Raw genomic sequence first — 12,495 nt, 5'->3', positions numbered from 1 at the left:
CCACGACGTGCTGCGCAGGGATAGGGAGTACTCCCGATGTGCGATCCCTACCTCAGAGGAGCAGATTACGCCGTCATGGGAGATGTCGAAGACAGCAACCAACCGCCCCGCCTCCTGATCATCGGCGGCACCCTCGACCACGTCCGCAAGGCCCGCGAACTCGGCATGGACGTGCTGCTCGCTCAATTCCCGGACGAGTACGACTGCAGCCACTGGGTGTACGTCGACCAGGCACTCCTGCTCGAGTACGGCGACATCGACCGCCTCCTGCCACTGGTCCGGGCACTGCACGAGGCGTACCCGTTCCAGGCGGCCGTGTCGCTGTTCGAGCTCGGACTGCTTCCGGCGGCCCGGACCAACGAGGAGCTCGGACTCGCCGGCGAGTCGGTCGCGACCGTGGAGCTCCTGCTGGACAAGTGGCGGATGCGCCGGCACCTGGACGCGAAGGGCATCAGCCCGGTGGCCTCCGCGGTCGGCCGGTCGACGGACGACGTACGGGAATTCGTCGAGGCGCACGGCCTCCCGGTCATCGTGAAGCCGACGCGTGAATCGGGCAGCCTGGCGGTGTTCTCCCTCCGCGACCAGGCCGACGTCGACGCGGTCGCCGAACGATTCCGGGCCCTCGACGGGCGTTGGGGAGCCAAGGACCTGACCGCCGCGGATTCGTTCGACGAGTTCCTGATGGAGGAGTTCCTGGACGGTCCCGAGATCAGTGTGGAGACGCTGAGCTTCGACGGCCGGCATGTGGTTGTTGCGGTGACGGACAAGGAGACCGGCCCCGGTTTCGTCGAGCTCGGGCACTCGCAGCCCAGCGGCCATCCGGCCGAGACGCTGCGCGAGGTCACGGAGTTGGTGACGGAGTTCCTGGGCGCCGTCGGGCTGCAGAACGGTCCAGGGCACACCGAGGTCAAGCTGACCTCGCGTGGTCCGCGGATCATCGAGTCGCACAATCGCGTCGGCGGTGACCGGATCAACGACCTGGCCGAGCTCGTGTACGGCGTCGACATGGAGCGATCCGCGTTGGGCGCGCCGTTCGGCCTGGTGGAGCCGCTGGCCGGGTCGCCGGAGCCGCGAGGTGGAGCGGCCGTCCGGTTCCTCACCCCGTCCCCCGGCCGGGTCGTGGAGATCGCCGGCGTGGACGCCGTACGTGCGGATCCGGCGTTCGTCGACCTGCGGTTGAAGGTGGGGCCGGGCGACGTCGTACCACCGCTGACCTGGAACGAGGACAAGGTCGGTCACGTCATCGCCCGTGGCGCGACCGCCGCCGAAGCGATCGCCAACGGGCAGCGGCTGGCCGCGGCGATCGACGTACGCACGGAGCACGTCTGATGAGCACGGTCGAGCCGCGCTTCCGGGACGCGCTGCGCACCCTGCCCGGGCGGGTGTGGATCGTCAGTCTCGGCGTCCTGGTCAACCGGCTCGGCAACTTCCTGCCGGTGTTCATCGTGCTCTACCTGATCGGGCGCGGGTACTCCGCCGGCGCCGCCGGGTTCGTGCTGGGCGTGTCCGGGCTGGCCAACGTGCTCGGCAACGCCATCGGCGGATACCTGACCGACAAGATCGGACGCCGGTGGACGATCGTGGTGTCCGCGGTACCCACCGCCGGGCTGACGGCTCTCGTGCCGTTTCTCGGACCGTATCCGCTGATCGTCGCGGTGGTCGGCCTGATCGGCGTCACGTCTCAGGTGTATCGGCCGGCCGCGGCCGCCGTACTACTCGATTCCGTGTCGACTCCTCAGCAGCGGCTGGCCGCGTTCGCGGTGTTCCGGTTTGCGATGAACGTCGGAGCTGCGCTGGGCGGCGTCATCGGCGGTGTGCTGGCCAGCACGTCGTACACGGAGCTTTTCCTGGGCAACGCCGTCGCGTGTCTGCTGTTCGGCGTGGTCATGGCGGTGCTGCTGCGGGATTCGCCGCAGCAGCAGTCCGCTCAAGACGAGGCCTCGGCGGAGGACCAGGCGGTGGGGTATCGGCAGGCGCTCGCCGACCGCACGCTGGTGAGGTTCCTGGTGATGACGCTGGTCGCGGAGTTCGTCTACATCCAGTCCACTGTCGGGCTGCCGTTACACGTCAGCGACGTCGGTCTGAGCGCGCGTGACTTCGGTCTCCTGATCGGGCTCAACGGTCTCGTCGTACTGGCGCTGGAGCTGCCCACCGCCGCCGTGGTCTCCCGGTACCGGCTGGCGTATGTCCTTGCCATAGGCAACCTACTCATCGGCGGCGGCCTCGCGCTGACCGGCTTGATGACTGACATGATCCTGCTGGCAGCCACAGTCCTGATCTGGACGCTCGGCGAGATGATGACCAGCTCCGTCGCCAACGCCTACCTGGGCAGCCTCACTCCGCCACGGATGACCGGCCGCTACCAAGGCCTCTACTTCGCCGCCTACACCACCGGAACCGGCATCGGCCCCCTCCTCGGCGGCGCCCTCTACACCCTGGCCCCCTGGACCCTGTGGACCCTGACCGCCACCGCCGGCGCCCTCTCCGCCTACCTCTGCCTACCCCGCCGTACGACGTAGCATCTCTTCATGGAGCCCAGCCACCAGATCGAGGTCTCCTACCACCAGTTCTTCCTGGCCCCGACCGACTGCAGCCCCATCTTCGACCACGCCACCATCGGCCCTCTCCTCGCCCTCGACCCCCGGTATCCGGACGCCGTCATCATCTTCACCGGCTGTTCCGACGGCCCCGTCAACGTGACCGTCCACACCGGCCAAGAACCACTCCCAAGCCTCGCAGCCTCAGCCACCGGCTGGGAGGTCGGCGAGCAGGTCACGATCACCATCCACAACGAGCTCTACCTCGTCCCCCTGATGGGGAACACCCCGGCGCCGCTGGCCTTCACGCCGCAGACCCCCGGCCTCCACCTGGTCCGCGTCCTCGCCCGCGGCCATACGACGAACTACGACATCCCCACCTGGGTCCCCACCGAGGACTACGAAATCACCATCACCCCGGTCACCGCGGACCCCGGCCGCCAAGCCACCGGCAACCTTCGCTGACCCGTCAGGCGTACAGGTCCCGGTCCCGCCAGGTGTCGGCGAAGGCGTCGATCATCGCGTTGTACAAGTCGAGACCGGCTCAACAGCCAGAGCCTTCCGAAGCACACCATGCGCGTCGGGGACCGACAGAACCCGCTTGTAGACCTGCCACCGAACGTGCTCGTCCCCCACCTCCGCCCCAGGCACACCCGCAAGCCGAGCAAGCAGCTCCAGGCTCGGGCGGAGGTCCGGCCCCGCCGCGTCAGACTGCATCGCGCCCACCCGCGGCTGCCCTACGCCGCCAGCCGCTGGTGGCCGCGGCTGTTCCCGCTCGACCGGCATCAGGGCGCAGCCCGATCCCCGCCGGGGCTGGTCTCGTCTGCTTGGTGGCGGAGTTGGGCCAGGACTACTGGGTCTAGCTTGCCGGGGACGAGGCGTTCCTCGAAGTTTTCGGTGCTTGCCCAGGTGTCGAGGGCCTCGACCACCGCGTCCCCGCCGTTGGTCGAGTAGCCGAGAGTTTCCAGCCGGGCCGCCACCTCGGCGGCCAGGTCACCTTCCAACGGCAGCAGGCTCTCCGGTGACGGCTTGCCGAAGTACAACTCGTGCAGGTCCAGCAGGCGGCTCAGCTCATCAACGGGCGTGCGGTGGTCGTCGACGCGCAGATCGATCGCGATGTCGAGCACCCCGCCGTACGCCGCCCCCTCACGCCACACCCGAAGCGCCGCACTCTGCCGGCCGCGCCGATCCCCACCGGCCTGGTCCCCAGCGGCCAACGCCGCCACCAACCGCCGCTCGAACGCCGCACCGGCACTCCCCTTCCAAGCGTCGGCCATGGCCGCCACCACCTGCGGTCCAGCCAAGATGTTGCCCTGAATCGCGAACCCGTCACCGGCCTCACCGCCGGCCCAATCCAGGCAGGCTCCACCCGTGAACGTAGCGCCGCGACCTTGAGCGTCGACCATCCCGACCTGACGGTGCTCACGCTCGTTGTCGGGTCCGGTCAGCTGCGCCACCGCCTGCTCAGCGGAAACACCGCCGGCGAGCAATTCAAGGCCGTCCGGCCCGTACGACAGGTTGGCCATCGCCTGCGTGGCAACCGCACCGGCCCCGGCCCGCCCCCACGGCACCACCGCCCCCACCGCCAGGAACTTGGAAGCAACCGCGATCCCCCAAGAGCCGGACCCCGCATCGAACGCCACAACAGAAAAGGTCATCCCACTCTCCCAGCCCGCACTCAGTCGCCAGGCAAAGCAGTGTAGATCGCCACAGGGCGGCCGGGGTGCTCACTGGTCCGCAACGGTTGCGGAGGTGACCGACGTCGCGCGTGGAAGGTCGCGGACTGAGCGGGAGACGAGTGTTGCCACGGCGATGGCGATGTACGCCAGCCCGGCGATCACCATGACGCGCTGGATGCCGAAGGCCAGCCCGAGTGGGCCGAACACCAACTGGCCGACAGGAATCGCGACGAACGAGCCGAGCATGTCGTAGGAATAGACGCGGGACAGCATCTCGTCGGGCACCTGCTCCTGCATCGCCAGGTCCCAGCCCAAACCGAAGACTTGGCTGCCGAGGCCGGCCAGGAACGCCGCCGCCATGCCCGCCACCAGCACCGGCTCGAAGCCGAGGACGAGCATCGGGAGCCCGGCGAGCGCCATCGCGAGCATCCCCCATCGGAGCGGCCGGCGTAGCGAGAGCCGGATCAGGATCAGCGAGCACACCAGGAAGCCGACTGCCTGGGCCGAGCGGATCAGCCCCCAGCCGGCCTCGCCGATGTCGGTCTGGGTGGCGAGCACTGGGCCGAGAGTGTTGAACGCTCCGCTGGTGATTGCGTTGAGCAACGAGAACGCCGCGACGACCACCCAGAGCCACGTGGTCGTGCGGAGGTAGGTCCAGCCCGCGCGGAGGTCGGCGACTGCGCCCCGGTTGTGCTGTCCTGCGGCCGGGCGCGGGAGGCGCACTCGGGTCAGGACCAGCGTCGCCAGCAGGTACGTCGCTCCGTCCACGGCCAGGGCCCAGCCCGGACCAACGACGGCCACAAGCACGCCGCTAGCTGCCGGACCGAGGACCATCAATGCGTTTTCGGGCACCGCGAGTACAAGGTTCGCCGCCTTGAGCTGGTCGCGTGGAACCAGTTGTGGGAGCACGCCCGCCAGGGCCGGCATGCCCGCTGCGCTGGCGGTGCCGTTGATCGCCGCGAGCGCCGCCAGGTGCCAGACCTCGGCGGTGCCACTGATCACCAGCACGGCCGATGCCAGCTGGCTGAGACCGGAAAGGACATTGGCCGCTTGGATCACGAGAGTCCGGCCGAACCGGTCGGCCAGCACGCCACCGGCGAGCAGGAACACGACCATCGGAATGCTGTACGCGGCCAGGACCGTGCCGAGGGCGGACGCCGAGTCGCTGACCTCGAGCACCGCGAACGCGAGCGCGACGCCGGCCATCGTCGTACCGGCCCTGTCGATCAGCCGGGACAGCCAGTAGTAGCGGAAGCTCGGCTCGCGCAGCGGCGCGAGGGCTTCGCTCATGACCGCGCCTGCTTGGTCATCTGGAACGTCCAGGACGTGGCGCTCACGTGCACGGTGCCCGGCGTCCGCGGCGGCTGGTTGTGGTCGTGCATCAACTTCGATGCCTCCATCAGCAGCTCGCGCACGCGCTCCCACACCTCGGGGTCCACCCAGCCGTCGAGGTCACTGAGGTGACTCGGCGCACCCCGCTTGCGCTGCCGGATCCGCCGCTCGAGCTCCCGGCCGAGCGCCCGCACCTCGGCGACCCGGCTCTCCGTGGTCGCGGGCGAGCGCCGGCTGCCGGCCTCGTGCGGATATCGGTAGCGCTTGGCGACACCACCCCGGATCCGCTCCTCCCCCGCCTCCACAACCGTCCCCGACTCGAGCAGGATCCGCAGATGGTACGACGCGTTCGCATGCGTCAACCCGAGCTCCCGAGCCACCTCCGCCGCACTCATCGCCGACCCCGTCAGCAACGAAAGCATCCGCAACCGCACCGGATGAGCCACCGCCCGCAGCTCCTTGACATCCGCACCGGCCACCGCAACCCCAACCCCCAAACAAGTCTTGGGCAGTACTCTGCCCGACGATCACCACAACCGTCAAACAGTTCTTGGGCAGTCGGGCCAGAGGCTCATATCAAGGATCTCGATGGGTTCTGTCAGGAATTGGCATTAGACGTCATATGGCGACTGGGCCAGGCTGATGCGTGACAGGAACTCAGCGCGACGACAACCCGAGGAGTGCAGCATGACGACAGGTAAGGGCAGGGTGATCAGCGGCATCACCATCTCGGCCGACGGGTATTCGGCCGGCCTCAACCAGACCGAGGAGCGTCCGTTCGGCGACGACGGCGGCGACGGCTGGGGTGACAAGCTGCACGCCTGGTACTCCGACACCGCCGACGAGAACCGGGAGGAGATCGAGGAGATGCTGAACGCCATGGCGTTCATCATGGGGCGCAACATGTTCGGCCCGGTGCGCGGCGAGTGGGACCGGGACTGGAACGGCTGGTGGGGCGACAATCCGCCGTACCACGCCCCCGTCTTCGTGCTCACCCACCACGCCCGCGACCCGCAGCCGATGGAGGGCGGTACGACGTACCACTTCGTCACGGACGGGATCGAGTCGGCGCTGGCTCAGGCTCGCGAGGCGGCCGGGGACGGCGACGTCGCGATCATGGGCGGTGCGACCACCATCAACGAGTACCTCGCGGCCGGTCTGATCGACGAACTGCAGTTGCACATCGCGCCGCTCACGCTCGGCGCCGGCACCCGGCTGTTCGAGGGCGTCCCGCAACTGAAGCTCGAGCAGGTGAAGGCACGCGCCGCGAGCCTGGTCACGCACGTGACCTACCGCGTGCTGTCCTGAGCTCGCGGCTGTCGGCCGGCCTCCTCGAGGGCTCGGATCAGTGCGGTCGTGGCGGGCGGGTCCGGCGGCTCGCCGTACGTGACAGCGCAGATCTGCCGACGGAAGTTGGTCAGCTCAGTGGCATGGACGTCGGGCAGGTGATGCGCTTCGAGCGCAAAGCCGGGCATCGTCGACACACCCACGCCGGCGGCGACCAGAGCTTGCACGACGGCGATGTCGTCGCTGAGTGAGGTGAAGCGTGGGGAGAAACCTTCCGACCGGCACACGTTGACCACTTCCTCCTGGCACCGTGCACAACCGCCGATCCAGGGTGAGTCGCGATGGTTCGCAACGCTGTCGTCGGGTTCCTGGCTCACCAGGTAGATCGAGTCGTCGCAGATGTGCACAAGCCGGAAGCCGTCGTCCTCGACCGGCGCGTGCGCGTACCGGAAGATCAGCGCGACGTCGATCTCGCCGTGCCGCAGCATCTGCAACGCCTCGACCGGGTGACGCTCGATCAGGTTGAGCTCGATCCCGGGGTACGCCTCGGTCATCGTCGGCACCGCCTTCGGCACGAGCGTGCTCAGCACGGACGCGTTGGCGGCCAGGCGAACCCGGCCGGTCTGCAGGCCGACCTGGGCCGCCAGCTCGTTGGTCGCCGCGTCGACGCGACCGATGATCTCGGCGGCCCGGTTGGCCAGCAGGTGCCCTTCCGGCGTCAAACGGATCCCCCGGCCGACGCGCTGCACGAGCTTGACGCCAGTCGCCGCTTCCAGGCGCGACAGGTGATGGCTGATCGACGGCTGCGAGTAGTGCAGCTCTCGTGCCGCTTCGGTCACCGACCCGTGCCGCGCCACCGAAGCCAGAACGTTCAGATGGACCAGATTCAGCATAGATCAAAGATATCAATGCGATTTTCGAAATTTGGCATTAGACGTCATCAATCTGCCGATCCATGCTGATCGTGAAGGAGGCCCACGATGTCCACACCCACCTCAGCAAAAGCGCCGGCGCCCGACGGTCAGGCGACTCTGCACAAGGGCCTGATCTTCGGCGTCTCCGCCTACGGCATCTGGGGCCTGTTCCCCTTGTACTGGCGGCTCCTCGACAACGTCGGCGCAGTCGAGGCCCTTGCCCACCGGTTCGTGTGGGCGCTCGGGATCTGCGCGCTGCTGCTGTGGGTCCGTCCCCGGGCCGGCTGGTGGCGCGAGCTGAAGGCCCGGCCCGCAGCGCTACGGCTCCTGGCCGCGGCCGCGGTGATCATCGCCGTCAACTGGTACATGTACATCTGGGGCGTCCAGAACGAGCGGGTTGTCGAGACCTCACTCGGATACTTCATCAGCCCACTCGTCACAGTCATGCTCGGCGTCGTGCTGTTTCGCGAGCGCCTCCGGCGACCGCAGTGGTTCGCCCTCTACCTCGCCGCTGCGGCTGTCGCGTGGCTGACCATCGACTACGGCCGCGTCCCCTGGGTCGCGATCGGGCTGGCAGTCACCTTTGCGACGTACGGCGTACTGAAGAAGAAGGCAGCCACCGGCGCCGTCGAGAGCCTGGCCGTCGAGGCAACGATCATCCTCCCGTTCACCCTGGGCTACCTGATCTGGCTGGACCTGGTTGGCCGCGCCGCCTTCATCCACGCCGGCTGGACCACCACCCTCCTCCTCATCGCAGCCGGCCCAGCCACAGCCATCCCCCTCCTCTTCTTCGCCGGCGCCGCCACCCGGATCCCCCTGACCTACCTAGGTCTCCTCCAGTACCTGACCCCCACCATTCAATTCCTCCTGGGCGTCTACCTGTACGGCGAACCCATGCCCGCCGCCCGCCTTGCCGGCTTCGCCCTCATCTGGCTAGCCCTGGCAATCTTCTCCGGCGGCACCCTCCACCACCTCCACAAACTCCGTGCCCCCACCCCACAACCTTGCACTTGACGGTCTTGGCTCAGCCCAGGGTGTGCATCAGGGTGGTGACGTAGGCGTCGAGGCGGCGTTCCACGGCTTGGGTCGTCAGGTCTGTTCTGCCTGCTTCCCGCCAGGGTTGGGACATCACTTGCACTTCTTCGGAGGACGCCAGGGCGTCTCGCACCAGCCAGTACAGCCGCTCGGTCGGGGCCGCGGCTAGTACGCCGCCGGCCTGCTCGTATGCGTCGGCGAAGCGCAGACCCCAGGCCGGGCCGTGCAGCAGCGCGAGGTTGACGGCGCAGTGCGCCACATCGAGATCCGCTGGGCCCAGGAGGTGGATGCCCAGTCGACGACGCCGGTGATCCGGGCAGCTACCGGTCCTGGGACGTTGAACAGCACGTTGCCGGGCTGGAAGTCCCGGTGCAGGAAGCACCCTTCGTACGGCGGTGCCAGCTTGCGGATCACGTCGATCGCCGCAGCCCATGCCTCCGCGTCGGCGCCTTCCGGAACCACGACCGTGTCGGCGGTCGTCAACGCCACGTAGTCCCGCGGCCCCTCGGCGGGTCGCAACGCGTGGATCGCGACGAGCTGACGGGCGAGCAGCTGGACGCGCGTCTCGAGTCCCTCGTCGTCGAGCACTGTCCGACCGGCCAGATGTGTCATCAGGAGCGACGGGTACTCGCAGTGCGCGGCAGTCGCATCAACCGCGACCAGCCCAGGAGCCGGCACGCCGGTCCCCGGGAGCAGCGTCAGGGCACCCGCCTCCCTGTTCAACGAGTCCTCAGCGTGCTCCACGCCACCAAAACTCCGCAGCACCAGATCCCGGGTCCGTCCATCCCGCGCACCGACGGTCAGCCTCCGCATCTCCGCACTGATCCCACCGTGCAGCACCTCGACGCTGACGACCCGCTCGCCGACCTCCAGATGCCGGTCCACCCAAGCCAACGTCAACGGTCGAACACCCGCAGCCTCATCGCGCCCAATCACCGAGCCACCTCACCACCCAGGCGGTGGCACACGCGACTGATTTGTTGAAGTCGCCGGTCAGCGCCCCGGCACAAGGCGGGACCGGCGCTGCGCACCTGGATGATGCCTCAGGGCGTAGCGGTGGCGTGGAGCGACTTGCCGGGCCGTGGGGCGGCCCGGCAAGTCGGGGAGTCAGCGTTTGGTGACGCGGATCTTGATGGAGGTGCCGTTGCGTTCGAGGACCTTGATGTTGACTCCGTTGTTCGGGACCTTGACGCCGGCTGTGGGTTGTTCGGCGTACCAGTAGGTCCTGCTGTCGTTGAAGGTGGGCACACCGGCCTGGCCGCGGATGTAGCTCGGCTGGCCGTTGATGTGCAGGGTGAACGAGTCCGCCTTCTCCAGGCCGAACGGCGCGTCGTAGCCGCCGACCCGTGGACGCCAGAGTTGGCCGTCGATGCGGTTGATCGGGACCGGATGCGAGTCGACCGGGAGCACCAGGCCTTCACCGAAGTGCTCGCTGGTGTTGTTGTCGCCCTGCGAGGTGTCCCAGTACCAGACCAGCAGGCCGTCCTGGTACGGGAAGTGCTCGACCCAGTCCGGCCGCGTGTTCAGGAAGCCGAAGTTGTACGGGCCGGTGCGCAGGTACTTGTCGTGCGACACGTAGTTGATGTGCGAGGCCAGGTAGAAGTTGTCGTGCAGCCCCGTCACCGACGCGCCGATCGAGCTGAAGCCGGCCAGCGTCCAGCCCTCCGGCGGCGCCTCGGCGCCGGACGTGAAGACCGTCGCGCCACCCGACGTCACCTGGATCGAGTCGGCGAAGAAGCCCTTGCCCTTGACCGCGCCGTCGGTCTGGTAGCGCAAGCGCAGCCCGACCGTCTTGTTCTGGTACGGCGTGAGGTCGAACGTCGCCGGGACGAAGGCGCCGTTCGTGGTCCCGTCGATCCCGTTGCCCTCCGCAACCTTCGTGATGTTGCCGGCGATCGGCTTGTAGCCGGTGCCGTCGTCCACCTCGACGAAGGCGTAGTCGCAGGGATCGGGGCCGCAGTCCTCGATGTCCCACTTCGCCTGGAACGTCAGCGCGGCCGCCCCGGCCCCGAGCGTGACCTGGCGCGACATCGTGTTGTTCAGGTCGTCACCACTGCCGCTCCACCACTGCCGGGCCCCGGCCGCCGGAGCGCCGTACTCGGTGGTCACGGACTTCTTGGGCAGGACGACGACCAGACCCTGGGCCTTCTTCGAGTTGTACTCGTGCGGACCCAGCACCAGCGTCCGGTTCTGTCCGGCCAGGACGATCTCGTAGTCCAGCCATCCGAGCTGCAGCTTGGACCAGGCGTCCAGGTCGGCGGAACGGGTGCCGATGCCCTGGTCATTGCGTGCGCTGACCCGGCTCTGAGCCATCAGCGACCACCAGTTGACGCTGTTCTCGCCGCCGCCGGAGGTGTCGTAGAGGTCGGGCAGGCCGAGGTCGTGCCCGTACTCGTGCGTGAAGACGCTGACGCCGCCGTTCTCCGGCTGGATCGTGTAGTCGCCGACCCAGACGCCGGTGTCGCCGGCCTGGGTGCCGCCGAGCGGGTTGCCCGTCGGGCCGCCGCCGCCGATCGGCGTGGTCTGCACGTACCAGCGGTGCGACCAGATCGCGTCCTCGCCCTGGTGCGGGTCACCGTCGGCCTGGTCGCCGCCGGCGTGCACGATCTGGAAGTGGTCGATGTAGCCGTCCGGCTCGTCGAAGTTCCCGTCACCGTCGAAGTCGTAGCGGTCCCACTGGTCGAACGTCTTCAGCTCGGCCGTGATCTGCGCCGTGGTCCGGCCCGCGGCCTTCTGGTCGGCGACCCACTGGTTGACCGCGTCCTGGATCAGGTTCCAGGTGTTGCTGCACACGTTGGACGCGCACGGGAAGCCGTCGCTGCGGCCGTACCGCGCCTCGTTGTACCTGACCTTCACCCAGTCGGTGACCTTGCCGTTGATGCTGTAACGGCCCGACGACTGCTTCTCGTAGTACTGCCGAACCGTCTCGACCCCGGCGATGCGGCCGTTGCCGAAGTACAGGTCCTGGTAGTACGGGCGGTTGTAGTCCGACCGCCACACCGTCGAGTTGTCGACCGTCCGGTCGGGCTCGGGGATCGCGTTGTGCAGCGGCCCGTCGAAGGTGGTCGGGCCCGGCGTGTCCGGATCGGTGTCCTGGTCCGGGTAGCTCGGATGCCGCTCGTTGCCGAACTCGGCCAGTACGACGAAGATCCGGTCGGTCTTCTCGCGCGCCAGCTCGACGTACTGGTCGACCTTGGCGACGGTCCGCCGGCCCCGGCTGTCGGTCTTGCGGACCGACTTCTTGCCCAGCTTCATCACGGTGCTGGCACCGCGCTTCTCGGCCTTCGCCCGGCCGCTCAGCAACAGGCTCCAGGCCTCCTCACGCAACTCCTGGCGCTTCTCCTCCTGCGGATGTGGAAGCGCGTCGGACGTCGTTGCCTTGGCCCCCTGACTCGCTGGGGTCGTATCCACCGGTGGTGCCGCGACGCCCGCCGAGCCGGTGCTCGCGCCGAACGTCGCCACGAGAGCCAGACCCAGTAGGCCGGCTGCTGATCTGCGCACGATCCCTCCCTGAATCGCGACGACCCAGGTCGGGTGCCTGGGTGTAACCCCCGAGCGCTGACAGCGTCACGTTACGACGAAGTCACCGATCGTTGAAGACTTCGGAGACCGGCTTGGCGGGAGCCCCGCGCACGAACACGCCCCTTGCCGTTCGCCCCGCTTGCCGCCACACTCTCTCAGTGGGGCTGGATCAGGCCGGGGGGGCGTGAT

Annotated in this window: 11 protein-coding genes; 5 read left to right on the top strand and 6 right to left on the bottom strand. The window is 68.3% G+C overall.

Features of this window, described 5'->3' with window-relative positions; genetic code table 11:
• Positions 1 to 75: 75 nt before the first annotated feature.
• The 3 genes from ACWCOV_RS16770 to ACWCOV_RS16760 are packed head-to-tail and all read left to right on the top strand — an operon-like array spanning position 76 to position 3,002.
• Positions 76 to 1,329, top strand: a complete 1,254-nt coding sequence (locus tag ACWCOV_RS16770; protein ID WP_449830151.1) for an ATP-grasp domain-containing protein — start codon at positions 76 to 78, stop codon at positions 1,327 to 1,329.
• Positions 1,329 to 2,519, top strand: coding sequence for an MFS transporter (locus ACWCOV_RS16765; RefSeq protein ID WP_449830150.1), 1,191 nt, complete (start codon positions 1,329 to 1,331; stop codon positions 2,517 to 2,519). The genes ACWCOV_RS16770 and ACWCOV_RS16765 overlap by 1 nt, the downstream gene beginning before the upstream one ends.
• Before the next feature lie 9 nt (positions 2,520 to 2,528).
• The gene (locus tag ACWCOV_RS16760) at positions 2,529 to 3,002 is read left to right on the top strand and encodes a hypothetical protein (protein ID WP_449830149.1); all 474 of its coding nucleotides are present in this window, start codon (positions 2,529 to 2,531) and stop codon (positions 3,000 to 3,002) included.
• A 320-nt stretch (positions 3,003 to 3,322) separates the two neighbouring features.
• Here the strand turns inward: ACWCOV_RS16760 and ACWCOV_RS16755 are convergent, their stop codons facing one another.
• From ACWCOV_RS16755 to ACWCOV_RS16745, 3 genes are all read right to left on the bottom strand, one after another.
• Entirely contained in the window at positions 3,323 to 4,195 is an 873-nt protein-coding gene (locus tag ACWCOV_RS16755; RefSeq protein WP_449830148.1) for a DUF1028 domain-containing protein, read from the bottom strand.
• A 69-nt stretch (positions 4,196 to 4,264) separates the two neighbouring features.
• Positions 4,265 to 5,506, bottom strand: coding sequence for an MFS transporter (locus ACWCOV_RS16750; RefSeq protein ID WP_449830147.1), 1,242 nt, complete (start codon positions 5,504 to 5,506; stop codon positions 4,265 to 4,267).
• Entirely contained in the window at positions 5,503 to 5,994 is a 492-nt protein-coding gene (locus ACWCOV_RS16745; RefSeq protein WP_449830146.1) for a helix-turn-helix domain-containing protein, read from the bottom strand. Before ACWCOV_RS16745 ends, ACWCOV_RS16750 begins: the two co-directional genes overlap by 4 nt.
• Before the next feature lie 241 nt (positions 5,995 to 6,235).
• Here ACWCOV_RS16745 and ACWCOV_RS16740 point away from each other — a divergent pair, with 241 nt between their 5' ends.
• Entirely contained in the window at positions 6,236 to 6,856 is a 621-nt protein-coding gene (locus ACWCOV_RS16740; RefSeq protein ID WP_449830145.1) for a dihydrofolate reductase family protein, read from the top strand.
• On the opposite strand, the gene ACWCOV_RS16735 is transcribed toward ACWCOV_RS16740, so the two are convergent.
• Positions 6,838 to 7,728 carry a LysR family transcriptional regulator gene (locus ACWCOV_RS16735; RefSeq protein WP_449830144.1) on the bottom strand — a complete coding sequence of 297 codons (891 nt, stop codon included), beginning with the start codon at positions 7,726 to 7,728 and terminating at the stop codon, positions 6,838 to 6,840. The genes ACWCOV_RS16740 and ACWCOV_RS16735 overlap by 19 nt on opposite strands.
• 87 nt (positions 7,729 to 7,815) lie before the next feature.
• Between ACWCOV_RS16735 and rarD the strand changes: the two genes are divergently transcribed.
• Positions 7,816 to 8,763, top strand: coding sequence for an EamA family transporter RarD (rarD, locus tag ACWCOV_RS16730; RefSeq protein WP_449830143.1), 948 nt, complete (start codon positions 7,816 to 7,818; stop codon positions 8,761 to 8,763).
• Positions 8,764 to 8,949: 186 nt separating this feature from the next.
• Here the strand turns inward: rarD and ACWCOV_RS16725 are convergent, their stop codons facing one another.
• The gene (locus tag ACWCOV_RS16725) at positions 8,950 to 9,669 is read right to left on the bottom strand and encodes a phosphotransferase family protein (protein ID WP_449830142.1); all 720 of its coding nucleotides are present in this window, start codon (positions 9,667 to 9,669) and stop codon (positions 8,950 to 8,952) included.
• A 222-nt stretch (positions 9,670 to 9,891) separates the two neighbouring features.
• Positions 9,892 to 12,285, bottom strand: coding sequence for an immune inhibitor A domain-containing protein (locus tag ACWCOV_RS16720; RefSeq protein ID WP_449830141.1), 2,394 nt, complete (start codon positions 12,283 to 12,285; stop codon positions 9,892 to 9,894).
• Positions 12,286 to 12,495: the final 210 nt, after the last annotated feature.

Source organism: Kribbella sp. NPDC002412 (genome assembly GCF_053592935.1).
Note: the sequence above shows the minus strand (reverse complement) of the source record. Positions and strands in the feature narration are given on the sequence as shown.

Bases quoted from the DNA above. Each gene is read 5' to 3' on its own strand.
- ACWCOV_RS16740 (WP_449830145.1), top strand. From the start codon at position 6,236: ATGACGACAGGTAAGGGCAGGGTGATCAGCGGCATCACCATCTCGGCC.
- ACWCOV_RS16765 (WP_449830150.1), top strand. From the start codon at position 1,329: ATGAGCACGGTCGAGCCGCGCTTCCGGGACGCGCTGCGCACCCTGCCC.
- ACWCOV_RS16770 (WP_449830151.1), top strand. From the start codon at position 76: ATGGGAGATGTCGAAGACAGCAACCAACCGCCCCGCCTCCTGATCATC.
- ACWCOV_RS16750 (WP_449830147.1), bottom strand. From the start codon at position 5,506: ATGAGCGAAGCCCTCGCGCCGCTGCGCGAGCCGAGCTTCCGCTACTAC.
- ACWCOV_RS16735 (WP_449830144.1), bottom strand. From the start codon at position 7,728: ATGCTGAATCTGGTCCATCTGAACGTTCTGGCTTCGGTGGCGCGGCAC.
- rarD (WP_449830143.1), top strand. From the start codon at position 7,816: ATGTCCACACCCACCTCAGCAAAAGCGCCGGCGCCCGACGGTCAGGCG.
- ACWCOV_RS16755 (WP_449830148.1), bottom strand. From the start codon at position 4,195: ATGACCTTTTCTGTTGTGGCGTTCGATGCGGGGTCCGGCTCTTGGGGG.
- ACWCOV_RS16760 (WP_449830149.1), top strand. From the start codon at position 2,529: ATGGAGCCCAGCCACCAGATCGAGGTCTCCTACCACCAGTTCTTCCTG.